21 protein-coding genes, 2 rRNA genes and 5 pseudogenes (1 of these 28 only partly in view) are annotated in these 25,588 nt (G+C 63.5%); 20 read left to right on the top strand and 8 right to left on the bottom strand.

The window, feature by feature from the left end; genetic code table 11:
- Positions 1-18 precede the first annotated feature (18 nt).
- Positions 19-264 (bottom strand): hypothetical protein, encoded by a 246-nt coding sequence (locus Atro_RS20930; protein ID WP_497925490.1) that lies wholly within the window; start codon positions 262-264, stop codon positions 19-21.
- A 182-nt stretch (positions 265-446) separates the two neighbouring features.
- Between Atro_RS20930 and Atro_RS20925 the strand changes: the two genes are divergently transcribed.
- From Atro_RS20925 to Atro_RS20915, 3 genes are read left to right on the top strand one after another with little or no spacing between them, the layout of a single operon-like run.
- Entirely contained in the window at positions 447-1,784 is a 1,338-nt protein-coding gene (locus tag Atro_RS20925; protein WP_497925489.1) for an erythromycin esterase family protein, read from the top strand.
- Positions 1,785-1,788: 4 nt separating this feature from the next.
- Complete coding sequence (locus Atro_RS20920) at positions 1,789-2,274, top strand: phosphoribosyltransferase (RefSeq protein ID WP_497925488.1); 486 nt, start codon at positions 1,789-1,791, stop codon at positions 2,272-2,274.
- 50 nt (positions 2,275-2,324) lie between these two features.
- The gene (locus tag Atro_RS20915; RefSeq protein ID WP_497925486.1) at positions 2,325-2,456 is read left to right on the top strand and encodes a hypothetical protein; all 132 of its coding nucleotides are present in this window, start codon (positions 2,325-2,327) and stop codon (positions 2,454-2,456) included.
- Positions 2,457-2,481: 25 nt separating this feature from the next.
- On the opposite strand, the gene Atro_RS20910 is transcribed toward Atro_RS20915, so the two are convergent.
- A complete protein-coding gene (locus Atro_RS20910; RefSeq protein ID WP_497927745.1) occupies positions 2,482-2,682 on the bottom strand; it encodes a hypothetical protein in 201 nt (66 codons plus the stop codon).
- A gap of 178 nt (positions 2,683-2,860) precedes the next feature.
- Here Atro_RS20910 and Atro_RS20905 point away from each other — a divergent pair, with 178 nt between their 5' ends.
- Together Atro_RS20905 and Atro_RS20900 are read left to right on the top strand one after the other, a co-directional pair.
- Positions 2,861-3,850, top strand: coding sequence for an NYN domain-containing protein (locus tag Atro_RS20905; protein WP_497925484.1), 990 nt, complete (start codon positions 2,861-2,863; stop codon positions 3,848-3,850).
- Positions 3,851-3,888: 38 nt separating this feature from the next.
- Positions 3,889-4,041 carry a hypothetical protein gene (locus Atro_RS20900; RefSeq protein ID WP_497925483.1) on the top strand — a complete coding sequence of 51 codons (153 nt, stop codon included), beginning with the start codon at positions 3,889-3,891 and terminating at the stop codon, positions 4,039-4,041.
- A 48-nt stretch (positions 4,042-4,089) separates the two neighbouring features.
- Here the strand turns inward: Atro_RS20900 and dcd are convergent.
- A pseudogene (gene dcd / locus Atro_RS20895) lies at positions 4,090-4,604 on the bottom strand (dCTP deaminase).
- A 125-nt stretch (positions 4,605-4,729) separates the two neighbouring features.
- On the bottom strand, positions 4,730-5,632 hold the full coding sequence (locus Atro_RS20890; RefSeq protein WP_497925481.1) for a polyprenyl synthetase family protein: 903 nt from the start codon (positions 5,630-5,632) through the stop codon (positions 4,730-4,732).
- Positions 5,633-5,774: 142 nt separating this feature from the next.
- Between Atro_RS20890 and fni the strand changes: the two genes are divergently transcribed.
- From fni to Atro_RS20865, 5 genes and pseudogenes are all read left to right on the top strand, one after another.
- On the top strand, positions 5,775-6,818 hold the full coding sequence (gene fni / locus Atro_RS20885) for a type 2 isopentenyl-diphosphate Delta-isomerase (RefSeq protein WP_497925479.1): 1,044 nt from the start codon (positions 5,775-5,777) through the stop codon (positions 6,816-6,818).
- 16 nt (positions 6,819-6,834) lie between these two features.
- Positions 6,835-8,117: pseudogene (locus tag Atro_RS20880) on the top strand (glycosyltransferase).
- Positions 8,104-9,246: pseudogene (crtY, locus tag Atro_RS20875) on the top strand (lycopene beta-cyclase CrtY); the annotation flags it as partial. The pseudogenes Atro_RS20880 and crtY, both read left to right, overlap by 14 nt.
- Before the next feature lie 27 nt (positions 9,247-9,273).
- A pseudogene (locus tag Atro_RS20870) lies at positions 9,274-10,763 on the top strand (phytoene desaturase).
- On the top strand, positions 10,760-11,725 hold the full coding sequence (locus Atro_RS20865) for a phytoene/squalene synthase family protein (protein WP_497925477.1): 966 nt from the start codon (positions 10,760-10,762) through the stop codon (positions 11,723-11,725). The pseudogene Atro_RS20870 and the gene Atro_RS20865 overlap by 4 nt, the downstream one beginning before the upstream one ends.
- Here the strand turns inward: Atro_RS20865 and Atro_RS20860 are convergent.
- Complete coding sequence (locus tag Atro_RS20860) at positions 11,640-12,161, bottom strand: sterol desaturase family protein (protein WP_497925476.1); 522 nt, start codon at positions 12,159-12,161, stop codon at positions 11,640-11,642. The two genes, Atro_RS20865 and Atro_RS20860, sit on opposite strands and share 86 nt — an antisense overlap.
- A 66-nt stretch (positions 12,162-12,227) precedes the next feature.
- Positions 12,228-13,322: an iron-sulfur cluster carrier protein ApbC gene (apbC, locus tag Atro_RS20855; RefSeq protein WP_497925474.1), complete on the bottom strand. Its 1,095-nt coding sequence runs from the start codon at positions 13,320-13,322 to the stop codon at positions 12,228-12,230.
- A 182-nt stretch (positions 13,323-13,504) separates the two neighbouring features.
- Between apbC and metG the strand changes: the two are divergent.
- The 10 genes and pseudogenes from metG (at position 13,505) to gloA (ending at position 23,076) form a co-directional block, all read left to right on the top strand.
- Positions 13,505-15,549, top strand: a pseudogene (metG, locus tag Atro_RS20850) (methionine--tRNA ligase).
- 155 nt (positions 15,550-15,704) lie between these two features.
- Positions 15,705-16,289, top strand: coding sequence for an electron transport complex subunit RsxA (gene rsxA, locus Atro_RS20845; RefSeq protein WP_497925473.1), 585 nt, complete (start codon positions 15,705-15,707; stop codon positions 16,287-16,289).
- The gene (rsxB, locus tag Atro_RS20840; RefSeq protein WP_497925472.1) at positions 16,286-16,849 is read left to right on the top strand and encodes an electron transport complex subunit RsxB; all 564 of its coding nucleotides are present in this window, start codon (positions 16,286-16,288) and stop codon (positions 16,847-16,849) included. Before rsxA ends, rsxB begins: the two co-directional genes overlap by 4 nt.
- Positions 16,846-18,927, top strand: coding sequence for an electron transport complex subunit RsxC (gene rsxC, locus Atro_RS20835; protein WP_497925470.1), 2,082 nt, complete (start codon positions 16,846-16,848; stop codon positions 18,925-18,927). Before rsxB ends, rsxC begins: the two co-directional genes overlap by 4 nt.
- 81 nt (positions 18,928-19,008) lie before the next feature.
- On the top strand, positions 19,009-20,040 hold the full coding sequence (locus tag Atro_RS20830) for an RnfABCDGE type electron transport complex subunit D (RefSeq protein WP_497925468.1): 1,032 nt from the start codon (positions 19,009-19,011) through the stop codon (positions 20,038-20,040).
- Between the two features lie 2 nt (positions 20,041-20,042).
- On the top strand, positions 20,043-20,696 hold the full coding sequence (gene rsxG, locus Atro_RS20825; RefSeq protein ID WP_497925466.1) for an electron transport complex subunit RsxG: 654 nt from the start codon (positions 20,043-20,045) through the stop codon (positions 20,694-20,696).
- Positions 20,693-21,406 carry an electron transport complex subunit E gene (locus Atro_RS20820; RefSeq protein ID WP_497925465.1) on the top strand — a complete coding sequence of 238 codons (714 nt, stop codon included), beginning with the start codon at positions 20,693-20,695 and terminating at the stop codon, positions 21,404-21,406. Before rsxG ends, Atro_RS20820 begins: the two co-directional genes overlap by 4 nt.
- Positions 21,407-21,432: 26 nt before the next feature.
- A complete protein-coding gene (gene nth / locus Atro_RS20815; protein WP_497925463.1) occupies positions 21,433-22,071 on the top strand; it encodes an endonuclease III in 639 nt (212 codons plus the stop codon).
- Between the two features lie 104 nt (positions 22,072-22,175).
- Positions 22,176-22,355, top strand: a complete 180-nt coding sequence (locus tag Atro_RS20810) for a PA3496 family putative envelope integrity protein (protein WP_497925461.1) — start codon at positions 22,176-22,178, stop codon at positions 22,353-22,355.
- Positions 22,356-22,686: 331 nt separating this feature from the next.
- Positions 22,687-23,076, top strand: a complete 390-nt coding sequence (gloA, locus tag Atro_RS20805; protein WP_497925460.1) for a lactoylglutathione lyase — start codon at positions 22,687-22,689, stop codon at positions 23,074-23,076.
- A gap of 105 nt (positions 23,077-23,181) precedes the next feature.
- On the opposite strand, the gene rrf is transcribed toward gloA, so the two are convergent.
- Together rrf and Atro_RS20795 are read right to left on the bottom strand one after the other, a co-directional pair.
- Positions 23,182-23,297 (bottom strand): 5S ribosomal RNA (gene rrf, locus Atro_RS20800).
- A gap of 156 nt (positions 23,298-23,453) precedes the next feature.
- Positions 23,454-25,588: ribosomal RNA gene (locus Atro_RS20795) — 23S ribosomal RNA — on the bottom strand (it continues 756 nt past the right edge of the window).

The raw sequence follows: 25,588 nt of genomic DNA, 5'->3' as shown, positions 1-25,588 counted from the left end.
GGTCGGTCGCTGTACGACTCAGCCTGCCTTCAGGATACCGCTCAAGGTAATGCCATAGCGCTCGAACAGTTGCAGCGCTGGCTCCTTCGCTCCATTACCACCCGATCCGTTGCCGGCCTCGCTGTCATGGCGCTCGAATCCCTCGCGCCGCGCCAGCTCCAGCACTTTCCGACTGGCCTCCTCCAACGTTGGCTTGGCTACCGATTCGGTCACCATCTTGACCGTATTACCGTCCTTGTTGAATGTAATCGACCATATAGCCATGATTTACTCCTCCGTTTTAACCACCAATGCGTGCGGATAGACATCCTGGTCCGATTGCAAATCAGACTAGATCCCCTCCGCGCAGTTCGCCAGTCGGCCAAATGTGGCTAGGCTTTCTGAAGAATCCTGCCAACGCCTGCCGCCCGCCCCACCCGGTGGCGCCAGGCCTTCAGGAGGCCTCCATGAGAAAGCCTTTCGATGCCCGGCTCGCCTCCCCGGAGACCCGGGAGCACGTGGAACTGCTGTGCCGCCATGCCATTTCCCTCCCTGCGCTCGACAGCGAAGCCTTCGCCAGCCTGTTCGACCGCTATGGCGATGCCCGGGTGGTGCTGATCGGCGAGGCGAGCCACGGTACCTCCGAGTTCTACCGCACCCGCGCGGCGATCACCCGGCGCCTGATCGAACGGCACGGCTTTAACATCGTCGCGGTCGAGGCCGACTGGCCGGACGCCGCGCAGATCGACCGTCAGGTACGCCGACAACAGCCACCCGACTGGGAGCACCAGGCCTTCCAGCGCTTTCCCACTTGGATGTGGCGCAACCTAGAGGTCGCCGAGTTCTGCGACTGGCTGAGCCGCTTCAACCGGAATCTACCGTACGAGCGGCGCGTCGAGTTTCGCGGCCTGGATGTCTACAGCCTGGCCACCTCGATCGGTGCGGTGCTCGACTACCTGGACAAGACCGACGCCCAGGCCGCCCGGGAGGCACGCCAGCGCTATGGCTGCCTGATGCCCTGGCAGGATGCACCGGTCCGCTACGGCCGCGATGTCCTCTATGGCAGCCAGTCCTGCGAGGAGGCGGTGGTCGAACAGTTGCGCAGCCTGCTCGAACTGCGCCTGGAGGCGCTCGGCCAGGATGGCGAGGACTTCTTCGACGCCACCCAGAATGCCCGTGTGGTGCGTTCCGCCGAGCATTACTACCGGATCATGTATCACGGCTCGAGCGCCTCCTGGAACCTGCGCGACCGGCACATGTTCGACACCCTGCGCAGCCTGCTGGAGCACCGCGGCCCCGAGGCCAAGGCGGTGGTCTGGGCGCATAACTCGCACATCGGTAATGCCGATGCTACGGCGATGGGCTGGGCAGGCGAGTTCAACATCGGCGAACTGAGTCGTACCGCCTGGGGCAGAGGTGCCGTGCTGATCGGCATGGGCACCGACCGCGGCGAGGTGGCCTGCGCCAACGAGTGGGACGAGCCGATGCGCATCAAGCAGGTTCGCCCCTCGCGCCCGGACAGCTGGGAGCGTCTGTTTCTGCACACCGGCACATCCGCCTCCCTTACCGACTGGCGTGACAAGGCATCCACCGAGCTGCATGCGGTCCTCTCCGAAACCCTGCTGGAACGCGCCATCGGCGTGATCTACCGGCCGGAGACCGAGCGGCAGAGCCATTACTTCGAAGCCGTGCTGGCCGAACAGTTCGACGCTTGGATCTGGCTGGAGGAAACCCGCGCCGTCACGCCCTTGGGGCCTCGCCAGCCGCAAGTGGGGCAGGCCGAAACCTACCCGTTCGGAGAGTGATCCCATGCACGCAGCCAGCCATGCCCCCCACCTGTTCCTCGATCGCCGCAGCGCCGGCCTGGAGCTGGCCGAAGCGCTGATGCCCCATGCGTCCGAACGGCCACTGGTGCTCGCCCTGCCGCGCGGCGGTGTCCCGGTCGCCTTCGAGGTCGCCAGAACGTTACACGCCGAACTGGACATCCTGTTGGTGCGTCGAATCGGCGCCCCCGGGCACAGCGGACTCGCGCTAGGCGCGGTGATCGATGGCGCCAATCCGCAATTCGTGGTCAACGAGAAAGTGGTGCGCCAGGTGCGTCCGCCGTCCGGCTGGTTCGAGCTGGAAATGCAGCGCCAGCTGCTGGAACTGGAATGCGCCCGGCGGCTGTACTGCAGCGAGCCACCGCCCTCGGTGGCCGGCCGCTGCGTGATCCTGGTCGACGACGGCATCGACACCGGCAGCAGCGTGCGGGCAGCCCTCAAGGGGTTGGCCAAATCCGCCCCGGGCAACTGATCCTGGCTGTTCCGGTCGCTCCGTGTGAAGTCGTCGAGGATCTGCAGCCGTTGGTCGACGAGCTGGTCTGCCTGGCCATGCCCCAACCCTTCGGCGCGATCTGGCGGCACTACGGCGATTTCGGCGAAACCACCGACCAAGAAGTCGTCGGCCTGCTGAGCGAGTTACGGCACGGCGCCTGACGAGCAGGCGCCGTACGATGGGGGATCAGGCTACCGGCGCCGGCGGCGGCTGGTCCGGCCGGGTCGGCTCTCCTGGCTCGGTCGGTTGCGTCGGCACGCCGGGCTCATGGGGCTGCCCCGGCACGCCCGGCTCCGGATCCCCGGCAGGATTGCCCGCCAGCCAGGGCCGGCCGGGCTCCATTATCGACGGCTGGTGAAAGGTTTCGCTGTGATGACGGATCTCCATGACGACCTCCGACGGTAAGGGACGACGAACTGCCGGCCCGATGGCTACAGTCGGTAGAGTCCGCCGGTCCGGAGTAATTCCCCCGCTCCGCTGGAGGTGACGATAGACGACCGGACAAGGGATACTCCCGTGCAGGCCAGGACGCCTGCGCCCCCTCCGCCCTCACCAGAAAGACATCATGGATCGATCAAAAATCGCACTGTTCATCGACGTTGAAAACCTGACGCACTGGTTGAAAAACAATGGCCCGGATCTGCTGATCGCCGAACTCAGCGCCATCGGCCAGTTGATCGTTCGGCGCGCCTACGGGAACTGGGGCAACCCCTGCGTGCAGGGCTTCCAGAGCGAGCTCAACCGGCTCGGTTTCGAGCTGATCCACAACTTCCATCCGGTCAGCAAGAAGAACTCGTCCGACATCCAACTGACCATCGACGTGATCGACTATGCCCACAACCTGCCGGGCATCCAGTGGTTCGTCCTGGCGACCGGGGACTCCGACTTCTCGCCGCTGTTTCGCAAGCTGCGCGAGATGGGCAAGGAAGTGATCGGCGTCGGCCCCCGTTCGCCGCTCAGCGAAAGCGTGAAGACCTCCTGCTCGAAGTACCTCTACACCAGCAGCGAGCAAGCGACCAGCAAGAAGGAACTGCGCTCGAACATCGACGATGCCATGGATCTGGCCGAAAAGATCCTCAAGGCCGCCGACCAGACGCTGCCGCTTTCCACCCTGAAAAACGGCATGCTCAGCGTCGACAGCGCGTTCAACGAACGAGATCTCGGCTATCGCTCGTTCATCGACTTCCTCAAGGCGATCGACTCGATCGAAGTCGCCCAGGACGGGAAGAACAAGTCCTGGACCGCGACGCTGAAGAGCGGCGACCCGACCGGCGAGCCCCGGGAGGAGAGCATCCAGGACTCCCTGGTGAGAACCTACGAAAGACTGCTCAGGAAAAAGCAGTGGCGCCTCACGCCCAGCAAGGCCCTGAACGAGGTCTATCAGCTCGCCCGCGCCCATCCGGACCAGAGCAAGGAGCGGATCGCCGAAGAGGCCCGCAAGCACAGCCAGACCCTCACCAGCGCCGAAATCAACAAGGCGCTGATCATCCTGGTCCGCTCGAAGGTACTCAAGGTCGGCGCCTTCAGCGATTCGGGGAAAAGCTGTGGAGCATAGACCCCGAGCTGAGCCTGGCGCGTACGGTGGATACGGCCATGCTTTCCCGGCTGTTCTCCGCTTGCCGGGAAAACGGCACGAAAATCGAAAAGACCGCTTTGCGCGACCTGCTCTACGGCAAGTACGATAACAATGCGCTCGAACAGCTCATCGAGCAGGCGTCCGTCCTGCAGGAAAAGGCCGAGACCTGAGGCGACGAGAAAGGGCCGCCCACGGACCTCATGCCGTCGCCTGGGCAATCAGGCCTTGGGCAGGGTCACCCCGGTCTGCCCCTGGTACTTGCCGCCGCGGTCCTTGTAGGACACCTCGCAGGGCTCGTCGGACTCGAGGAAGAGCATCTGCGCCACGCCTTCGTTGGCATAGATCTTCGCCGGCAAGGTCGTCGTGTTGGAGAACTCCAGGGTCACGTGGCCTTCCCACTCCGGCTCCAGCGGGGTGACGTTGACGATGATCCCGCAGCGGGCATAGGTGCTCTTGCCCAGGCAGATGGTCAGCACGTTGCGTGGGATGCGGAAGTACTCGACGGTGCGCGCCAGGCGAAGGAATTCGGCGGGATGATGCACACGTCGCCCTTGACGTCGACGAAGCTCTTTTCGTCGAAGTTCTTCGGGTCCACCGTGGCCGAGTGGATGTTGGTGAACACCTTGAACTCATCGGCGCAGCGCACATCGTAGCCGTAGCTGGACACGCCGTAGGAAATCAGCCGCTCGCTGCCCTCGGTGCGCACCTGGCGCTCGACGAAGGGCTCGATCATGCCCTGCTCCCGGGCCATGCGGCGAATCCACTTGTCCGATTTGATGGTCATGACGGCAGTCCTGCAAAAAATGAGGTGCGCATATTAACGGCTGTCCCGACGCCTTCAAAGCGCCAGCCGCCGGCCTAGTACAGACGCGGAAACAGCAGGTAAAGGAGCCGCAGGAGCAGGCAATCCGACCCGTACACGCCACTCAGCAGGGTAGCGATGCGCTGCACGTGCCCATGCAGACGCTGCCTGGCCGCGTCCTGCCCGAGCAGGGCGACCAGGGTCGACTTGCCGGCATCCTTGCCCGGATCCTTGCACAGCGGCGCATCCGAGGCGCCGTCGCACAAATCGTCGTACAGCTGGAAGGCCTGCCCCAGCTCGAGTGCCGCCTCGCGCAGGATCATGCGCACGTCGTCGCGGGCATGCGCGACCTGTGCCGCCATCTCCAGGGCCGCGGCGAACAGCGCCCCGGTCTTCAGGTAATTGGTTTCGGCGATCTCGCCGATCCGGCGCGGCCGACGGCCTTCGCGCAGATCCTGATACTGGCCGCGCACCAGCCCCTGTGCCCCCACCGCGTCGGCGAGCACGCCGACCAGCCGGGCACGCAGCAACGACGGCAGCTCGGCTGCACTGGAAATCACCTTGAAGGCCTGGCCGAGCAGCGCCACCGCCGTCAGCACGGCGAGATCCTCGCCGAAACGCACATGCACGGTCGGCAGGCCCCGGCGCAGACGCGCATCGTCCATGCACGGCATGTCGTCGAGCACCAGGGAGGCGGCATGGACCATCTCCAGCGCGCACCCGAGGTCCAGCAGCGGCGCCTCGCGGGCGCCCAGCTGGCTTCCTGCCAGCACCACTATCAGCGGACGCACGCGCTTGCCGGGCGAGAGCAGCGCAGCCTCCATCGCCGTGCCGATCAGGTCGTTCCCATCCGCGGAGGCGGACAGCACATGCGCCAGGCGCCGGTCGATCCGCCCACGCAGCGCGCCAAGGTCGTCGGCGAAGGTGTCACCTTGGGGTGGCACAAGTGAAGTTGCCATGAGGTCCAGAAACTCCGTTTTCTGAAAAGGCGAGCGGAAGAAAGAACGCTAAAATTCTTGTACATATTTCCAATTCTGTACAATCTTAACGAACAGATTTTCCGACCTCCGCAGTCCCACTCCACCGAACCAGGGAACAGCGATGGCAGGAGACGAACTGGCGGCGCGCAAGAACGACCATCTGGACATCGTCCTCGACCCGTCCCGGACCAAGCGGCACGGCAATACCGGCTTCGCCGCCTTTGCCTTCGAGCATTGCGCACTACCGGAGTTGCACCTGCAGCAGATCGACCTGAGCACGAGTTTCCTCGGCCGTCCCCTGCGCGCGCCGCTGCTGATCAGCTCCATGACCGGCGGCCCTGCACGGGCCGCGGCCATCAACCGACATCTGGCCGAGGCGGCGCAGGCACTCGGCATCGCTCTGGGCGTCGGCTCCCAGCGTATCGCCCTGGAAACCGGCGCCGACCACGGCCTGACCCGACAGCTGCGCCAGCTGGCCTCTGACGTGCCGCTGCTGGCCAATATCGGTGCGGCGCAGCTGGCCGCCGGCTTCGGCCTGGAAGAGGCACGGCGGGCAGTGGACATGCTCGAAGCCGACGCCCTGATCGTGCACCTGAACCCCTTGCAGGAGGCCGTACAGCCGGAGGGCGACCGCGACTGGCGCGGCGTGCTCAGCGCCATCTGCCGGCTCACCGCCCACCTCGGCGTACCGCTGGTGGTCAAGGAGGTCGGCGCCGGCATCAGCGCCCCGGTGGCACGGCGCCTGATCGAAGCCGGCGTCGCAGTGATCGACGTCGCCGGCGCCGGCGGCACCAACTGGGTCACGGTCGAGGCGCAACGGGCACGCACCCCGGCCCGAAAGCAAATCGCGCTGGCCTTCGCCGACTGGGGCATCCCCACCGCCGAGGCGCTGTGCGAGGTGCGCCAGGCTTGCCCGGGGACGCCACTGATCGCCTCGGGCGGGATACGCGACGGCGTGGACGTGGCCAAGGCGATCCGTCTGGGTGCCGATCTGGCCGGACAGGCCGCCGCCGCGCTGCCCGGCGCACTGTGCTCAAGCGAGGCGGTGATCGAGCATTTCAGCGTGATCATCGAGCAGTTGCGCATCGCCTGCTTCTGCACCGGCTCGGCGGACCTGGCGGCCCTGCGCCTGGCGCGCATACGGCAGGTAGCGCCGCCGCACTAGAAGCTGGAGTTCAAGGATGAGCCACCTCGCCGTCATCGCACCACCTTTCGCCGGCCATTTCTGGGCGCTGGAAGCATTGGCCGAATGCCTCATCATGCGCGGGCACCGGGTCACCTTCGTCCAGCAGGAGGATGCCCGCGCCCTGCTGCGCCAGCCGCACGTCGAGTTCGCCGCCCTCGGCCAGACCTCGCATCCGCCCGGCTCGCTCACCACGGTCATCAGCCATGCCGGGCATCCCGGTGCTCCGTTCGGATTACGCCGAGTGATCCAAGACATGGCGCGCGGCACCGACATGCTCTGCCGCGAAGGGCCGCAGCTGCTGCGTGCGCTCGGCGTCGAAGCGCTGATCGCCGACCAGATGGAGGCCGCTGGCGGGCTGCTCGCCGAATACCTGGGCCTGCCCTGGGTTTCGGTGGCCTGCGCGCTGCCGGTCAATCGCGAGCCGCGCCTGCCGCTGCCGGTGATGCTCTGGGGCTATGCCGTCTCCCCTTCGGCGAACACCTCAACCGCAGCAGCAGCCGGGTCTACGACTACCTGATGCGGCCCCATGGGAGGATCATCGCCAGGCATGCCGAGGCCTTCGGCCTGCCGCCGCGCGACAGCCTGCACCAATGCCTGTCGCCCTTCGCCCAGATCAGCCAGACCCTCGCCGGCTTCGACTTTCCGCGCCAGGCGGCCCCGGCACACTTCCACCCGGTCGGCCCGCTGCGCTTACCGAACCAGAGCGCAGCGTCGCTGGGTCTGCCAGTCGCCCCTGGGCGGCCGCTCGTCTTCGCTTCGCTCGGTACCCTGCAGGGCGGCCGTTTCGGTCTGTTTCGGCGTATAGCCGCAGCCTGTCGCGACCTGGATCTGCAGCTCCTGCTGGCGCACTGCGGCCGATTGGACTCCGGCCAGGTGCGTGCACTGCACGCGGCGGGCGCTACCTGGGTGACCGACTTCGTCCCGCAGTGTGCGGCCCTGGCCCGAGCCGACGTGGCGATCACCCATGCCGGACTGAACACCGTGCTCGACGCCCTGGTCGCCGGCACGCCGATGCTCGCCCTGCCGATCGCCTTCGATCAGCCAGCGATCGCCGCCCGGGTGGTGTATGCCGGCGCCGGGCTGCGTGCCTCACCGCTGCTGGCCCGGCGCGGCACGCTGCGTCGCCTGCTGCGCCGGCTGCTGGACGAGCCGGCCTTCGCCGCGCATGCCGCCCGGATCGGCGCCGAGGCGCAACAGGCGGGCGGTGCCGAGCGCGCCGCCGACATCGTCGAGGCGGTGCTGAAAAGCGGACGGCCGGTTCTCCATGCCGCGGCCTGACTACGATCTCATCCTGGTCGGCGGCGGCCTGGCCAACGGCCTGATCGCCTGGCGTCTGGCCGAGCTGCGCCCGGCGCTGCGCCTGCTGCTGCTGGAACGGGGCCCGGTGCTCGGCGGCAATCACACCTGGTCGTTCCATCAGGATGATCTGACCCCGCAACAGCACGCCTGGCTGGCGCCGCTGGTGAGTCACCGCTGGCCCGGTTACGAAGTGCGCTTTCCCGAACGACGGCGCACCCTGCACAGCGGCTATGCGTCGATCACCTCCGCGCACTTCGACGCCCAGCTGTGCGCACGCCTCGTCGGTCAGGTGCAACTGGGCAACAAGGTGTGCAGCCTGAGTCCGCAGCGGCTGGAGCTGGCGGATGGCAGCAGCCTCAGTGCCCGCGCGGTGATCGACGGCCGCGGCCCGCGCTCCAGCCCGCACCTGGCGCTCGGCTACCAGAAATTCCTCGGCCGCGAGGTACGCCTGACGGCGCCGCACGGGCTCGACCTGCCGGTGCTGATGGACGCTGGCGTCGCCCAGCGCGAGGGCTACCGGTTCGTCTACCTGCTGCCCTTCGGCCCCGACCGCCTTCTGATCGAGGACACCTACTACGCCGACGGCGCGAGCCTGGCGCCCGCGACCCTGCGCACGCAGATCGACGACTACGCCGCGCAGCATGGCTGGCGCATCCAGGAAGTGCTACGCGAGGAACAGGGCGTGCTGCCGATCGTCCTCAGCGGCGATCCCGAGGGCTTCTGCCGGGAAATGGGCGACCAGCCGTGCAGCGGTCTGGCCGCCGGCCTGTTCCACGCGACCACCGGCTATTCGCTGCCCCATGCGGTGCGCCTGGCCGAGCGCATCGCCGTCCTGCCGCAGCTCGACGCCGCCAGCCTGGCCGCAGAAATCCAGGCGATCCTGCACGCCGAGTGGCGCCGCCAGGGCTTCTTCCGCCTGCTCAACCGCATGCTGTTCCTCGCCGGCGCAGCGGAGGACCGCTGGCGGGTCATGCAGCGCTTCTACGGCCTGCCGGAGGCTCTGATCCGGCGCTTCTACGCCGGCCGCCTGCATGCCGGCGACAAACTGCGCATCCTCGCCGGCAAGCCGCCGGTGCCCCTCGATCAGGCGCTGCGGGCGGCGCTGGCCGGGACCTGCATCGACAAGGGAGTTGAAATGAGCACAGGGAAACACGCCGTGGTGATCGGCGCCGGCTTCGGCGGCCTGGCTCTGGCCATCCGCCTGCAGGCTGCCGGGATCCAGACCACGATCTTGGAGAAGCGCGACAAGCCGGGCGGCCGCGCCTACGTCTACGAGGACCAGGGCTTCGTCTTCGACGCCGGCCCCACAGTGATCACCGATCCCGCCGCGCTGGAGGAGCTGTTCACCTCGAGCGGACGGCGCCTGGCCGACTACGTCGAGCTGCTGCCGGTCAGCCCCTTCTACCGGCTGTGCTGGGAGGACGGCAGCCACTTTGATTACATCAACGACCAGGCCCTGCTGGACAACCAGATCCGGTCACGCAATCCGGCGGACGTCGACGGCTACCGGCGCTTTCTCGACTATTCCCGGGCTGTGTTCGAAGCCGGTTACCTGAAGCTCGGCAGCGTGCCCTTCCTGACTTTCGACCGCATGATCACGGCCGCGCCGCAGTTGGTCCGGCTGCAGGCCTGGCGCAGTGTGTACGGGATGGTTTCGTCCTTCATCGAGGACGACAAACTGCGTCAGGCCTTCTCCTTCCATTCGCTGCTGGTCGGCGGCAACCCCTTCGCCACCTCGTCGATCTACGCGCTGATCCATGCCCTCGAGCGGCGCTGGGGCGTATGGTTCCCCCGCGGCGGCACCGGCGCCCTGGTGCGCGCCCTGGTGCAACTGTTCGAGGAGCTCGGCGGACAGCTGGAGCTGAATGCGCCGGTGGCGCGCCTGGCCTGCGAGGGCCGGCGCCTGAGCGCGGCGATCTGTGCCGATGGCCGCGCTTCGCGGCCGATGCCGTCGCCTCCAACGCCGACGTCGTGCACACCTACCGCGAACTGCTCGGCCAGCACCGGCGCGGCCACCGGGAGGGCCGCAGGCTCGCCGGCAAGCGCTTCAGCATGTCGCTGTTCGTCGTCTACTTCGGCCTGAAGCGCCAGCACGCGCACCTGCAGCACCACACGGTGTGCTTCGGCCCGCGCTATCGCGGCCTGATCGAGGAAATCTTCAAGGGCACGGCCCTGCCCGAGGATTTCTCCCTCTACCTGCACGCGCCCTGCGTCACCGACCCTTCGCTGGCGCCGCCGGGCTGCTCCGGCTTCTACGTGCTGGCGCCGGTGCCGCATCTGGGACGCGCCGCCATCGACTGGGCGCAGGAAGGACCGCGCTACCGCGACCGCATCCTCGCCTATCTGGAACGCCACTACATCCCCGGCCTGCGTCAGGACCTGGTGACCTGCCGCACCTTCACCCCGCTGGATTTCCGCGACGAGCTGAACGCCCACCTGGGCTCGGCCTTTTCCCTGGAGCCCACCCTGACCCAGAGCGCCTGGTTCCGTCCGCACAACCGCGACGACGAGATCGCCAACCTCTACATCGTCGGCGCCGGCACCCATCCCGGCGCCGGCCTGCCCGGGGTGGTCGGCTCGGCCAAGGCCACGGCGGGACTGATGATCGAGGAGCTGACTGGATGAACGACGCCCTGTTCGAACACGCCAGCCGGAGCATCGCCGCAGGCTCGAAGAGCTTCGCCGCCGCCGCCCGGCTGTTCGATGCATCGACCCAGCGCAGCACGGTGCTGCTCTACGCCTGGTGCCGGTACTGCGACGATGTGGTCGACGGCCAGTCCCTCGGCTTCGGCAACGGACTGCCCGGCGCCGATCCGGCCTGTCTAGCCCGGCTCGAGGAAGCCACCCGCCGCGTCTGCGTCGGCGGTTCTCCCGAAAGCCCCGCCTTCGCCGCACTGCAGGAAGTGGTCCGCCGGCACGGCATTCCCGAGCGCTACCCGCTCGATCACCTGGCCGGCTTTCGCATGGACGTGGAGGGCCGGCGCTACCACAGCTTCGCCGACACCCTGGAGTACTGCTACCACGTCGCCGGGGTGGTCGGCGTGATGATGGCGCTGGTCATGGGCGTGCGCGACGAGGATACCCTGGACCGCGCCTGCGACCTGGGCCTGGCTTTCCAGCTGACCAACATCGCCCGCGACATCCTCGACGACCATGCCATCGGCCGCCTCTACCTGCCGGCGCAGTGGCTGGATGAAGCCGGCGTGCCGCCCGAGGCGCTGAGCGCCCCCCGGCATCGCCCGGCGCTGGCACGGCTGGCCGGGCGTCTGGTGAATGCAGCCGAGCCCTACTATGCCTCGGCGCTCGGCGGATTGGCGGCTCTGCCGCCACGCTCGGCCTGGGCCGTCGCCACGGCGCGGGCGGTCTATCGGCAGATCGGGATCAGGGTGAAGGCGGCCGGTCCCGCTGCCTGGGACTCGCGCCTCGCCACGAGCAGGACGGACAAGCTGTGGCTGGCCTCCGTCGGCGGCCTGCAGGCGCTGGTCTCGCGCCTCGGCAGGTCTAGTCCGCGGCCCGTGGGCCTGTGGACCCGGTCGCGGCCGGACCCTGCAACGGCCCGCCATGCAGGCGTCGCAGTTCCCCCCTGAGAATGTCCAGCCTGGGCGCATACAGGAAACCGAAGGAGACGCAGCCATCGCGTCCCGGCACCGCATGGTGCAGCCGGTGCGCCTGGTACAAGCGCTTGAGGTAGCCGCTGCGCGGCACGTAGCGCAGCCCCCAGCGCCGATGCACCAGGGCGTCGTGGGCGAGGAAATAGAGAAGGCCGTAGAGGGTCATGCCGGCGCCGACCCACTGTAGCGGCCAGAGACCGGCGGTGCCCAGGGCGATCAGCAGGATGGCGAGGCCGGCGAACACCAGCGCATAGAGATCGTTTTTCTCGAACGGGCCCTGGCGCGGCTCGTGGTGCGAGCGGTGCCAGCCCCAGCCCCAGCCGTGCATCACGTACTTGTGCGAGGCCCAGGCCACCGCCTCCATCATGGCGACGGTGGCGAGCACGATCAGGGTGTCGAGCAGCAGGCGCATGGCAGATCTTCGGCAGTGGAGGTGCCCTCAGTCTAGAAGATGCCGGCTGCGGACAACCCCCGGACGTCAATCCTCGCTGATCACGATCTTCGGCATCGACTGGGCGACGATCTGCCCGCTCTGGGCGATGCGCGCGCCGACGGTGCGGGCCATCTGCTGGTAGATCAGGGTGACCGGGCTGTCCGGATCGGCGATCACCGTCGGCCGCCCGGCATCGGCCTGGCTGCGGATGTCCATGGACAACGGCAACGAGGCGAGCAGCTCGACGTTGTACTGGGCCGCCAGCTTCTCGCCGCCGCCCTCGCCGAACAGGTGCTCGGCATGCCCGCAGTTGGAGCAGATATGCACGGCCATGTTCTCCACCACGCCGAGCACCGGGATGTTCACCTTGCGGAACATCTCCACGCCCTTTTTAGCGTCCAGCAGGGCCAGGTCCTGCGGCGTGGTGACGATCACCGCGCCGGCCACCGGCACCTTCTGCGCCAGGGTCAGTTGGATGTCGCCGGTGCCGGGCGGCATGTCCACCACCAGGTAGTCGAGGTCGTCCCAGTCGGTCTGGGTGGCCAGTTGCAGGAGCGCGCCGGAAACCACCGGCCCGCGCCAGACCATGGGCGTGTTGTCGTCGGTGAGGAAGGCCATCGACATCAGCTGCACACCGTGGGCTTGCAGCGGGACGAAGGCCTTCTGGTCGCGGACCTGCGGCCGGGTGCCCTCGGGAATACCGAACATGATGCCCTGGCTGGGACCGTAGATGTCCGCATCCAGCATGCCGACCCGCGCGCCCTCGCGGGCCAGGGCCAGGGCCAGGTTGGCGGCGGTGGTGGACTTGCCCACCCCGCCCTTGCCAGAGGCCACGGCGATGACGTTCTTCACCCCATGCAGTCCCTGCACCTGCCCCAGTGCCTGATGCGGAGCGATCGTGCAGTCCACCTGCACCCTGGCTTCGCTCACGCCCTCGAGATGTTTCAGGCCGGCTTCGAGCAGCTGCGCCCAGCCGTCCTTGAACAGTCCGGCGGCATAGCCGAGCTCCAGGCGCACGCCGACCTGGCCATCCTGAATGGTGATGTCGCGGACGCAGCCGGCACTGACCGGGTCCTGCTTGAGATGCGGATCGAGATACTGGCGCAGTGCGGTTTCCACTGCTTCGCGGGTAACGGACATGGACTACTCCCGGGAAAGACCGACTAAAACAGATGGCCATGATAGCCGAGCCCGGCCCGATCGCCATGTCCGGCGGACATCCCCGTGGAAAGCACCTCCCCGCGGCCCCGCGCGGGTGAAAAAAAACCGCCGCGGCTTTACACTCGCGGACTTTCCCTTCCGCAATCCCGACTGCACAGACCATGTCCGAAGCTCGCCAGATCCTCGTCACCAGCGCCCTGCCCTATGCCAACGGCTCGATCCACCTGGGCCACATGCTCGAGTACATCCAGACCGACATCTGGGTGCGCTTCCAGAAGCAGCGCGGCAACCAGTGCGTGTACGTCTGCGCCGACGACGCCCACGGTTCGGCGATCATGCTGCGCGCGGAGAAGGAAGGCATCACCCCGGAACAGCTGATCGCCTACGTACAGGCCGAGCACAGCACCGACTTTGCCGACTTCCTGGTCGACTTTGACAACTTCCACTCGACCCACGCGGAAGAAAACCGCGCGCTGGCCGGGCTGATCTACACCCGTCTGCGCGATGCCGGACATATCGCCACCCGCTCGGTGACCCAGTATTTCGACCCCGAGAAGGGCATGTTCCTCGCCGACCGCTTCATCAAGGGCACCTGCCCGAAGTGCGGCGCCGAGGACCAGTACGGCGACAACTGCGAGAAGTGCGGCGCCACCTACGAGCCGACCGAGCTGAAAGACCCGCGCTCGGCGATCTCCGGCGCCACCCCGGTGCTCAAGGACTCCAAGCACTTCTTCTTCAAGCTGCCGGACTTCGAGACGATGCTCAAGGAGTGGACGCGCAGCGGCACCCTGCAGGACGCGGTGGCCAACAAGATCGCCGAATGGCTGGACGGCGGCCTGCAGGAGTGGGACATCTCCCGCGACGCACCGTACTTCGGCTTCGAGATTCCCGACGAGCCGGGCAAGTACTTCTACGTCTGGCTGGACGCACCGATCGGCTACATGGCCAGCTTCAAGAACCTCTGCACGCGCCGTCCGGAGCTGGACTTCGACGCCTTCTGGAACAAGGACTCCACCGCCGAGCTGTACCACTTCATCGGCAAGGACATCGTCAACTTCCATACCCTGTTCTGGCCGGCGATGCTCGAAGGCGCGGGCTACCGCAAGCCGACGCAGGTTTGCGTGCACGGCTATCTGACCGTCAACGGCCAGAAGATGTCCAAGTCGCGCGGCACCTTCATCAAGGCGCGCACCTACCTCGATCACCTGAACCCGAGTACCTGCGCTACTACTACGCCAGCAAGCTGAGCCGCGGCGTCGATGACCTCGACCTCAACCTCGAGGACTTCGTGCAGAAGGTCAACTCCGATCTCGTCGGCAAGGTGGTCAACATCGCCAGCCGTTGCGCCGGCTTCATCCACAAGGGCAACGCCGGCGTGATGGTCGACGCCAACCCCGAGCCCGAGCTGTGGGACGCCTTCCAAACCGCCGCCCCGGCCATCGCCGAGGCCTACGAGCAGCGCGACTTCGGCCGCGCCATGCGCGAGATCATGGCCCTGGCCGACCGTGCCAACGCCTGGATCGCCGACAAGACGCCCTGGGCGCTGAGCAAGGTCGAGGGCAAGCAGGCCGAGGTGCAGGAAATCTGCGCTTTCGGCATCAACCTGTTCCGCCAGTTGGTGATCTTCCTCAAGCCGGTGCTGCCGAACCTCTCCGCCGCCGCCGAGGCCTTCCTCAACGTGGCCCCGCTGAGCTGGCAGGACCACAAGCTGCGCCTGGCCAACCACCCGCTCAACCCGTTCACCCCGCTGATGACCCGTATCGAACCTGCGAAAATCGACGCCATGATCGAAGCCTCCAAGGAAGACCTCGCCGCCCAGTCCACCGAAGCCGCTGCCCCGACCGGCAACGGCGAGCTGGTCAAGGAGCCGCTGGCCCCGGAAATCAACTTCGACGCCTTCGCCGCCGTGGACCTGCGCATCGCGCTGATCGAGAAGGCCGAGTTCGTCGAGGGCGCCGACAAGCTGCTGCGCCTGACTCTGGACATCGGCGATGCCAAGCGTAACGTGTTCTCCGGCATCAAGAGTGCCTACCCGGAGCCGAGCAAGCTGGAAGGCCGTCTGACCCTGTACGTCGCCAACCTGGCACCGCGCAAGATGAAGTTCGGCCTGTCCGAGGGCATGGTGCTGGCCGCCGGCCCCGGCGGCGAGGAAATCTTCCTGCTCAGCCCAGACGCCGGCGCCAAGCCGGGCCAGCGCGTACACTGAAGCCCGCCGGGCTGGGAACCGCTAGCGGTTTTCAGCCCAATCCCTCCCCTCAGAAGTTTTTCCGGACAACCTTCGCGGTTGTCCACCCTGGCGCCTTCCCCGATAATGGGCGCCTTTTCTCCCCCGCTCCCAGCCCGCGTGACGGTGCCCCCGCGATGACCGAACTCGTCCTGATCCTGCTTGGCGCCATTCTGGTCAACAACTTCGTGCTGGTGCAGTTCCTCGGCCTCTGCCCATTCATGGGCGTGTCGAAGCGGATCGAGACGGCCATCGGCCTCGCCCTGGCCACCACCTTCGTGCTGACCCTGACGGCCATGTGCAGCTATCTGCTGCAGCGCTACGTGCTCGAGCCGCTGGATCTGGAATACCTGCGCACCATCGCTTTCATCCTGGTGATCGCCGTGGTGGTGCAGTTCACCGAGATGCTGGTGAACAAGACCAGCCCACTGCTCTACCGCGTGCTCGGTATCTTCCTGCCGCTGATCACCACCAACTGCATCGTGCTCGGCGTGGCCCTGCTCAACGCCAACAAGGCCGGTTTCGGTTTCATCGAGTCAGGCCTCAACGGCTTCGGTGCCGGTCTCGGCTTTTCCTTGGTGCTGGTGCTGTTCGCCGCCATGCGCGAGCGCATCGCCATCGCCGACGTGCCCAAACCCTTCAAGGGCGCAGCCATAGGGCTGATCACCGCCGGTCTGATGTCCCTGGCCTTCATGGGCTTTTCCGGGCTGATCAAGCCATGACCGCCGTACTCGCCCTGTTCCTGCTGTGCCTGATCTGCGGCGCCATCCTCGGCTACGCGGCGGTACGCTTTCGCGTCGAGGGCAACCCCATCGCCGAGCAGATTAACGCGCTGCTGCCGCAAACCCAGTGCGGCCAGTGCGGCTATCCCGGCTGCAAGCCCTACTCCGAGGCCATCGCCGCCGGCGACAAGATCAACAAGTGTCCGCCCGGTGGCGAGGCGACCATCCAGGCCCTGGCCGAGCTGCTGGACCTCGAGCCCGAACCACTGGATGCTCCCGAAGGTGAGAAACCGCAGATGGTCGCCCGCATTCGCGAAGCGGAGTGCATCGGTTGCACCAAATGCCTGCAGGCCTGCCCGGTGGACGCTATCGTCGGTGCAGCCAAACACATGCACACGGTGATCGCAGCCGAATGCACCGGCTGCGATCTCTGCGTCGAGCCCTGCCCGGTGGACTGCATCGACATGCTTCCGGTCGCCAGCTCCCTGCAAAACTGGAAATGGGATCGGCCCCTGCCTCCCGGCCGGCTGATCGCCAGCGATCGGGAGCGGGCAGCATGAACGAAGTGAAAATCTGGGATTTCCATGGCGGCATCCACCCGCCAGAGCGCAAGGAGCTCTCCAACCGCACGCCGATCCAGCCGGCGCCTCTGCCTGCGCGCCTGATCCTGCCGCTCGGTCAGCACATCGGTGCTCCTGCCGTACCGATCGTCGCGGTTGGCGAGCGGGTACTCAAGGGCCAGCCGATCGCCGCCGCCAGCGGACGGGTCAGCGCTCCTCTGCATGCGCCGACCTCGGGCACCGTGAGCTTCATCGGTCTGCAGCCCTATCCCCATGTTTCCGGCATGCTCGCGCCGGCCATCGTCATCGACAGCGACGGGCTGGACGAGTGGAGCACACCGGCACCCTGCGCCGACTACCGCAGCCTGGAGCCTGCGGTACTGCTGGAGAAGATCCGCCAAGCCGGCATCAGCGGCCTGGGCGGCGCCGGCTTCCCAACCGCGACGAAGCTGGCGGCACGCCCGCAGGGGAAGATCCACACGCTGATCATCAACGGCGCCGAGTGCGAACCCTACATCACCGCCGACGACCGGCTGATGCGCGAAAGAGCGACCGAGCTGGTCGTCGGCATCGAGATCCTCGTCCGACTGATCCAGCCCGGGCAGGTGCTGATCGGTATCGAGGACAACAAACCCGAGGCCATCGCTGCCGTGCGCTCCGCTCTCGGCGAGCGGCCGTTCGACCTGCGGGTGTTGCCGGCCAAGTATCCGTCCGGCGGCGAGAAGCAGCTGATCGAGATCCTGACCGGCCGGCAGGTGCCGAGCGGCGGCCTGCCGACGGACATCGGCATGCTCTCCCAGAACGTCGGTACCTGTGTCGCCATCCACGACGCGGTGCTCTTGGGCCGCCCGCTGATCTCGCGCATCGTCACCCTGACCGGCGAAGCCCTGGCCCGGCCGATGAACGTCGAGGCCCTGCTCGGTACGCCGGTGGGCGAACTGCTGGCCTTCGCCGGGCTGGACGAAGCGCGCATGGATCGGTTGATCATGGGCGGTCCGATGATGGGCTTCACCCTGCCCTCCCTCGACGTGCCGCTGGTCAAGACCGGCAGCTGCCTGCTGGCGCCGACCCGCAGCGAACTGCCGCCTCCGCCACCGGCGTTGCCGTGCATCCGCTGCGGCGCCTGCGCCGATGTCTGCCCGGCCAGCCTGCTGCCGCAGCAGCTGCATTTCTTCGCCCTCGGCCAGGAGCACGGGCAGCTCAGGGCGCACAACCTGTTCGACTGCATCGAATGCGGCGCCTGCGCCTATGTCTGCCCTTCCAGCCTGCCGCTGGTACAGCATTACCGCGTGGCCAAGGCGGAAATCCGCGAACTGGAGCAGAAGCAGCACAAGGCCGAGCACTCCCGGCGGCGTTTCGAGCTGCGCCAGGAGCGTCTGCGCAAGGTCGAGGAGCAGAAGGAAGCCGAACGCCAGGCTCGCGTCGAGAAGGCCGCACAAGCCAAGGCGGTACGAGCGGAGAGCGCCTCGGTTCCCCATCAGGAGACTCCGCTCGCTAGTCAGTCCAGCCAGGTAGCAGGACTCTCGGAGCAGCAGAAGAAACTGAAGATAGAGGCCAGCATGGCCCAGGTCGCGCTCAAGAAAGCCGAGAAGCAGCTCGCCGCCCATGCCACGGCAGCATTGGAAGCCCAGGTTGCCGAGCTGCGTAGCGCTGCGGAAGCGGCTCAACAGGCCCTTGAGACAATCATGGCAACCGCTCCGGCGGTAGTGCCGGCAAGCGACATGGCGCTGAAGAAAGCCAAGATCGAGCTGGCAATCAAGCGCACCGAGCTGAAGAAGGGCGAGAAGGCCGGTGCCGACGATGCCGAGCTGGCGCGCCTGCGCGAAGCCTTGGCCGGTGCCGAGCGGGCTCTGCATGCGGCCGAGGAGGCTTCGGACAGGCCTGCGCCGCAGCTGGTGCGGACGGACAAACGCCCGGTGGACGAGACATTACGGACCTTGAAGACCGAACTCGCCTTCGCCCGTGCCGATCTGCGCAAACTGGAACGAGATGAAACGACCGAGCCGCTTGCACTCGAGTCGGCACGGACGCGCCTGGCCGAAGTCGAACGCCGGCTGCTGGAACACCAACGCAAATAGCCCAGCAGGAACTGCTGGTAGCCGGTTCCCGCGAAATCGGCTCGAAAGCCACGCCCCTGGCAAGTACACAACGGAGCATCCATGGCCCTGCCCCGCATCACTTCGCCCCACATCACGGGCAGCAATCGTACCCGCCAGATCATGCAATTGGTGCTGATCGCCACCCTGCCCGGCCTGTTGACCCTGACTTGGCTATACGGCCTCGGTAGCTTGATCAATCTGCTTTTGGCAAGTGCCGCAGCGCTCGGTTTCGAGGCGGCCGTTCTGCATCTCCGGCAACGCCCGATTCGTCTTTTCCTCAACGACTGCAGTGCTCTGGTCACGGCCGTGCTGTTGGCTCTGGCCCTGCCGCCCTATTCGCCTTGGTGGCTAACCCTGACCGCCTGCGGCTTCGCCATCCTGTTCGGCAAGCATGTCTATGGTGGGCTGGGGCAGAACCCCTTCAACCCGGCCATGGTCGGCTATGTAGTGGCCTTGATTTCCTTCCCCATGCAGATGACTGCCTGGCCGGTGCCCCATGCGGTTGGCTTGATGGAGGGCTTGCAGCAGATCCTCGGCATCGCCGCCATACCCGATGGCTGGAGCCAGGCCACAGCCTTGGATGTGCTGAAAACCAATCGGAGCCTGACGATGGACGAGCTCCAGACGCAGAATCCGGCATTCGGCTACCTGGGCAGCCGAGGAGCGGAATGGGTCAATCTGGCCTTTCTCGCTGGTGGGCTTTTCCTACTCAAAAGACGTTTGTTCGGCTGGCACGCCCCGCTCGGTATGCTAGGCGCGCTGTTCGTCATGAGTCTGCTGTTCTGGAACGGTTCGGGCTCCGACTCCAACGGCTCGCCACTGTTTCACCTGCTGAGTGGCGCAACCATGCTGGGCGCCTTCTTCATCGTCACCGATCCGGTGAGCGGTGCAACCAGCAATCAGGGACGACTGATCTTCGGAATTGGCATCGGTATCCTCGTCTATGTAATCCGCACCTGGGGCGGTTATCCAGACGCCGTGGCCTTCGCCGTGCTGCTGATGAACCTGGCTGCGCCAACCATTGACTACTTCAGCCGCCCACGTACCTACGGGCATCGCAAGGCAGAGCGCGGCTTCAAGGTAGGAGATTGAACATGCCCATGCCCGAAATCAGCCGCTCGATGCTGAAGAACAGTTTGATACTGGGACTGTTTGCAGTCGCTACGGTCGGCACTGTCTCCTTGCTTCGCCACGGCACGCTCGAGCGCATCCAGGCTGCCGAGCGACACGCCCAAAGCCGTGCCTTGGGCGAGCTTCTCCCAGCCGGCAGCTACGATAACGACCTGCTTACCAGCAGCATCATGATCAACGAGCCGCTGCTTGGCCATCGGGCTCCACAGCCAGCCTATCTCGCCCGCAAGGATGGCCAGATCACCGCAGTGATCCTTCCGGCTACGGCTCCGGACGGTTACAGCGGTGCCATCCATTTGCTGATCGGCGTGCAGCCTGAGGGCCGACTGACTGGAGTGCGGGTCCTTGCACACCACGAAACCCCTGGCTTAGGAGACCGAATCGAACTGGCCAAAAGCTCGTGGATTCGGGGTTTCGAAGGCAAGTCTCTCGAAAGCCCCGATGAGCTCGGTTGGACCGTAAAAAAAGACGGCGGAGACTTCGACCAGTTCGCCGGTGCCACTGTCACTCCACGGGCGGTGGTCAAGGCGGTGCATCAAACCTTGCAATATTTCCAAGCGAACAAGGCCATGCTGTTGAATGCTCAACTCTCCGAACAGCGAGGAAATAGACCATGAGCCAGCCCAGCTATCGCGACTTGAGTTTTAATGGCCTGTGGAAGAACAATCCCGCACTGGTCCAGTTGCTCGGACTCTGCCCACTGCTTGGAGTGAGTAACTCCACGGTCAACGCACTGGGACTTGGACTAGCAACTGCGCTGGTGCTGAGCTGCTTCAATATCGCCGTATCGCTGGTACGCAATGTAGTGAACACCGCCATACGCCTGCCGGCCTTCGTGATGATCATCGCTGCGCTGACCACCTGCATTGAGCTCTTGATGCAAGCCTTTACTTATGAGCTGTATCAAATTCTCGGTATCTTTATCCCATTGATCACCACCAATTGTATAATTCTCGGTCGTGCCGACAGTTTCGCCGCTAAGAATTCTCCCCTACTGGCTGGCTTCGATGGATTGATGATGGGGCTGGGCTTTGCAGGGGCATTGATTGTGCTAGGCGGGCTGCGCGAATTGTTCGGTACCGGAGCATTATTTGCCAATATGCATCTTCTGTTCGGCTCCATGGCGGACAATTGGCATATTGTCCTGATCGAGGACTACAAGGGTTTCCTACTGGCTATATTGCCGCCAGGAGCTTTTATCATGCTTGGTCTCATGCTTGCCCTGAAAAATCGGCTCGACGAACAGCGGACCGAGCACGCCAAAGCTTCGCAAGCACAAACTCCCGCACCAAACCGACGTGTGCGAGTGACCGGAGTAATCGAATAAATTCCCAACCAGAAGTCCATCTCAGTATGAACGCTGCCAAACGCCGGGAAATCTTCCGCCGCTTTCAAGAAGACAATCCTACTCCCACCACAGAACTGGTTTACAACTCCCCTTTCGAGCTGCTGGTAGCAGTGATCCTCTCCGCCCAAGCTACCGACGTTGGGGTGAACAAGGCCACGGCTAAGCTCTTTCCAATAGCCAATACGCCGGAGGCCATATCAGCTCTGGGTGTTGCAGGACTGAGCGAATACATCAAGAGTATTGGCCTGTTCAACAACAAGGCCAAAAATATTATCGAAACCTGCCGTATCCTCATTGAAAAGCACAACAGCCAGGTTCCCGATAATCGAGAAGCCCTAGAAGCATTGCCTGGGGTCGGTCGCAAGACAGCTAATGTGGTACTCAACACGGCCTTTCGACATTTCACCATGGCTGTGGATACGCACATCTTTCGGGTCAGCAACCGCACCCATATCGCACCTGGCAAGAATGTACTGGAAGTTGAACGCAAGCTGGTCAAGCTGGTGCCCCAGGAGTATCTCCTGGATGCCCACCACTGGTTGATCCTGCATGGTCGCTACATATGCAAGGCTCGCAAGCCACTATGCGGCATTTGCCGCATTGAAGACTTGTGTGAATACAAACATAAGACACTCAATGATTAAATTTATATCTTAACTAGATAAAGTCAATTGAAAAAATCTTTTTTACCCTCCCAGACTTTGTCGCTATAAGAAGCGCCATAGCGTCCATAGCTTGGAGTACACATATGTCCACCGATAAAGCCGACATTGAACTTGATGATGATTTTGCCGTAGAGGAAGCGGAGGAAGCTGGAGCCGAAGTTGAAACAACCAAAACCAATCTAACCAAGCGCCGCATCATAGATAACTATCTTGAGGAGCGCCGCCTGCAGAAAGACCTTAGCGACTATGATTTTGATATATGAATGCGATTTTTAAAAACAATTAATCGCTAATGCTAGGTTAGCCTACTTCTTGTTGCTTGCCTAAAATCAACTTGATTGATTACCGGCAATAATCAACCTGTGCCTGCAAGCAATGTTTCGCCCTAGAGATCAAGCCCTCTCTATTTCAATAAGGCATAGACAGCCCAACACAAAATGGATGGCTTCTAGCCTTCTCCTGCCTCCGTATAGCTTTCAAAAGCATAACCCTTTAATTTAGCAATGTATTGAATATCATAGTTATGGCTTGCTATCTCAGCATATTTCTTTCTGAAATTGATCCTCAAATATTTCGACTATAGAAGAGTTATACATGCGCCTCCTACACACCATGATTCGGGTTACCAATTTGGAAAAATCGATCGACTTTTATACTCGCGTCTTGGGCATGAGTCTTCTTAGAAGACACGATTACCCTGATGGGAAATTTACTTTAGCTTTTGTTGGATATGGAAAAGAAGAGGAAAGCGCTGTTATCGAGCTGACATATAACTGGGATATTGATAAATATGATATAGGTACAGGATTTGGTCATATAGCTATAGCTGTCGATGATGCCTACAAGGCTTGTGAGGATATCAGGCAAAATGGCGGAAACGTGGTTAGAGAGGCAGGCCCCATGAAACATGGGACGACAATTATTGCTTTTGTAACTGACCCAGACGGCTACAAGATCGAGCTTATTCAAGAAAATCAAGCTTGAATAAGCAGGCAATAATGAGACCCTTCCCTATCCTGGTCCGGAGAAATACCTAACCAAACAAAAACCCCCGAGCCGTCTGTTGCGGCTCGGGGGTTCGGGATAGGCGCTTGACGATGACCTACTCTCGCATGGGGAAACCCCACACTACCATCGGCGATGCGTCGTTTCACTGCTGAGTTCGGGATGGGATCAGGTGGTTCCAACGCTCTATGGTCGTCAAGCAATTCGGTGGGGACGTCGCGGTCAGGCGCCATCCCGTATCAGGCATGTGATACTGCAGTCTCGGTGGCTTTGCGGTTCAGCCAAATTTTCGGCTCAGTCGGCTTCGACCTCACCCCTGCACCGCCCTGTCGGGGGCCAGATTGTTTGGGTGTTATATGGTCAAGCCTCACGGGCAATTAGTATGGGTTAGCTCAACGCCTCACAACGCTTACACACCCCACCTATCAACGTCGTAGTCTTCGACGGCCCTTCAGGGAGCTCGAGGCTCCAGTGAGATCTCATCTTGAGGCAAGTTTCCCGCTTAGATGCTTTCAGCGGTTATCTTTTCCGAACATAGCTACCCGGCAGTGCCACTGGCGTGACAACCGGAACACCAGAGGTTCGTCCAACCCGGTCCTCTCGTACTAAGGTCAGCCCCTCTCAAATCTCAAACGTCCACGGCAGATAGGGACCGAACTGTCTCACGACGTTCTAAACCCAGCTCGCGTACCACTTTAAATGGCGAACAGCCATACCCTTGGGACCGGCTTCAGCCCCAGGATGTGATGAGCCGACATCGAGGTGCCAAACACCGCCGTCGATATGAACTCTTGGGCGGTATCAGCCTGTTATCCCGGAGTACCTTTTATCCGTTGAGCGATGGCCCTTCCATACAGAACCACCGGATCACTAAGACCTACTTTCGTACCTGCTCGACGTGTCTGTCTCGCAGTCAAGCGCGCTTTTGCCTTTATACTCTGCGACCGATTTCCGACCGGTCTGAGCGCACCTTCGTACTCCTCCGTTACTCTTTGGGAGGAGACCGCCCCAGTCAAACTGCCCACCATACACTGTCCTCGATCCGGATAACGGACCAGAGTTAGAACCTCAAGCATGCCAGGGTGGTATTTCAAGGATGGCTCCATGGGAACTGGCGTCCCCACTTCAAAGCCTCCCACCTATCCTACACAAGCAGGCTCAAAGTCCAGTGCAAAGCTACAGTAAAGGTTCACGGGGTCTTTCCGTCTAGCCGCGGATACACTGCATCTTCACAGCGATTTCAATTTCACTGAGTCTCGGGTGGAGACAGCGCCGCCATCGTTACGCCATTCGTGCAGGTCGGAACTTACCCGACAAGGAATTTCGCTACCTTAGGACCGTTATAGTTACGGCCGCCGTTTACCGGGGCTTCGATCAAGAGCTTCGCTTGCGCTAACCCCATCAATTAACCTTCCGGCACCGGGCAGGCGTCACACCCTATACGTCCACTTTCGTGTTTGCAGAGTGCTGTGTTTTTAATAAACAGTCGCAGCGGCCTGGTATCTTCGACCGGCATGGGCTTACGGAGTAAATCCATCACCCTCACCGGCGCACCTTCTCCCGAAGTTACGGTGCCATTTTGCCTAGTTCCTTCACCCGAGTTCTCTCAAGCGCCTTGGTATTCTCTACCCGACCACCTGTGTCGGTTTGGGGTACGGTTCCTAGTTACCTGAAGCTTAGAGGCTTTTCCTGGAAGCAGGGCATCAACCACTTCGCCTTCGTAAAAGAAGGCTCGTCATCAGCTCTCGGCCTTGAACACCCGGATTTGCCTAAGTGTTCGGCCTACCACCTTAAACTTGGACAACCAACGCCAAGCTGGCCTAGCCTTCTCCGTCCCCCCATCGCAGTAACTAGAAGTACGGGAATATTAACCCGTTTCCCATCGACTACGCTCTTCAGCCTCGCCTTAGGGACCGACTCACCCTGCGTCGATTAACGTTGCGCAGGAACCCTTGGTCTTTCGGCGTGGATGTTTTTCACACCCATTGTCGTTACTCATGTCAGCATTCGCACTTCTGATACCTCCAGCAAGCCTCTCGACTCACCTTCACAGGCTTACAGAACGCTCCTCTACCGCGCATCTTGCGATGCACCCGTAGCTTCGGTGCCTGGTTTGAGCCCCGTTACATCTTCCGCGCAGGCCGACTCGACTAGTGAGCTATTACGCTTTCTTTAAAGGGTGGCTGCTTCTAAGCCAACCTCCTAGCTGTCTAAGCCTTCCCACATCGTTTCCCACTTAACCAGGACTTTGGGACCTTAGCTGACGGTCTGGGTTGTTTCCCTTTTCACGACGGACGTTAGCACCCGCCGTGTGTCTCCCGTGCTGACACTTGCCGGTATTCGGAGTTTGCATCGGTTTGGTAAGTCGGGATGACCCCCTAGCCGAAACAGTGCTCTACCCCCAGCAGTGATACACGAGGCGCTACCTAAATAGCTTTCGAGGAGAACCAGCTATCTCCGAGCTTGATTAGCCTTTCACTCCGATCCACAA

Source organism: Azotobacter tropicalis (genome assembly GCF_059739045.1).
This window is presented reverse-complemented; position numbering and strand designations above follow the sequence as displayed.

Excerpts from the sequence above, each read along its gene's own strand:
- Atro_RS20930 (WP_497925490.1), bottom strand. The coding sequence starts at position 264 with ATGGCTATATGGTCGATTACATTCAACAAGGACGGTAATACGGTCAAG.
- Atro_RS20925 (WP_497925489.1), top strand. The coding sequence starts at position 447 with ATGAGAAAGCCTTTCGATGCCCGGCTCGCCTCCCCGGAGACCCGGGAG.
- Atro_RS20920 (WP_497925488.1), top strand. The coding sequence starts at position 1,789 with ATGCACGCAGCCAGCCATGCCCCCCACCTGTTCCTCGATCGCCGCAGC.
- Atro_RS20910 (WP_497927745.1), bottom strand. The coding sequence starts at position 2,682 with ATGGAGATCCGTCATCACAGCGAAACCTTTCACCAGCCGTCGATAATG.
- Atro_RS20905 (WP_497925484.1), top strand. The coding sequence starts at position 2,861 with ATGGATCGATCAAAAATCGCACTGTTCATCGACGTTGAAAACCTGACG.
- Atro_RS20900 (WP_497925483.1), top strand. The coding sequence starts at position 3,889 with ATGCTTTCCCGGCTGTTCTCCGCTTGCCGGGAAAACGGCACGAAAATC.
- Atro_RS20890 (WP_497925481.1), bottom strand. The coding sequence starts at position 5,632 with ATGGCAACTTCACTTGTGCCACCCCAAGGTGACACCTTCGCCGACGAC.
- fni (WP_497925479.1), top strand. The coding sequence starts at position 5,775 with ATGGCAGGAGACGAACTGGCGGCGCGCAAGAACGACCATCTGGACATC.
- Atro_RS20865 (WP_497925477.1), top strand. The coding sequence starts at position 10,760 with ATGAACGACGCCCTGTTCGAACACGCCAGCCGGAGCATCGCCGCAGGC.
- Atro_RS20860 (WP_497925476.1), bottom strand. The coding sequence starts at position 12,161 with ATGCGCCTGCTGCTCGACACCCTGATCGTGCTCGCCACCGTCGCCATG.
- apbC (WP_497925474.1), bottom strand. The coding sequence starts at position 13,322 with ATGTCCGTTACCCGCGAAGCAGTGGAAACCGCACTGCGCCAGTATCTC.
- rsxA (WP_497925473.1), top strand. The coding sequence starts at position 15,705 with ATGACCGAACTCGTCCTGATCCTGCTTGGCGCCATTCTGGTCAACAAC.
- rsxB (WP_497925472.1), top strand. The coding sequence starts at position 16,286 with ATGACCGCCGTACTCGCCCTGTTCCTGCTGTGCCTGATCTGCGGCGCC.
- rsxC (WP_497925470.1), top strand. The coding sequence starts at position 16,846 with ATGAACGAAGTGAAAATCTGGGATTTCCATGGCGGCATCCACCCGCCA.
- Atro_RS20830 (WP_497925468.1), top strand. The coding sequence starts at position 19,009 with ATGGCCCTGCCCCGCATCACTTCGCCCCACATCACGGGCAGCAATCGT.
- rsxG (WP_497925466.1), top strand. The coding sequence starts at position 20,043 with ATGCCCATGCCCGAAATCAGCCGCTCGATGCTGAAGAACAGTTTGATA.
- Atro_RS20820 (WP_497925465.1), top strand. The coding sequence starts at position 20,693 with ATGAGCCAGCCCAGCTATCGCGACTTGAGTTTTAATGGCCTGTGGAAG.
- nth (WP_497925463.1), top strand. The coding sequence starts at position 21,433 with ATGAACGCTGCCAAACGCCGGGAAATCTTCCGCCGCTTTCAAGAAGAC.
- Atro_RS20810 (WP_497925461.1), top strand. The coding sequence starts at position 22,176 with ATGTCCACCGATAAAGCCGACATTGAACTTGATGATGATTTTGCCGTA.
- gloA (WP_497925460.1), top strand. The coding sequence starts at position 22,687 with ATGCGCCTCCTACACACCATGATTCGGGTTACCAATTTGGAAAAATCG.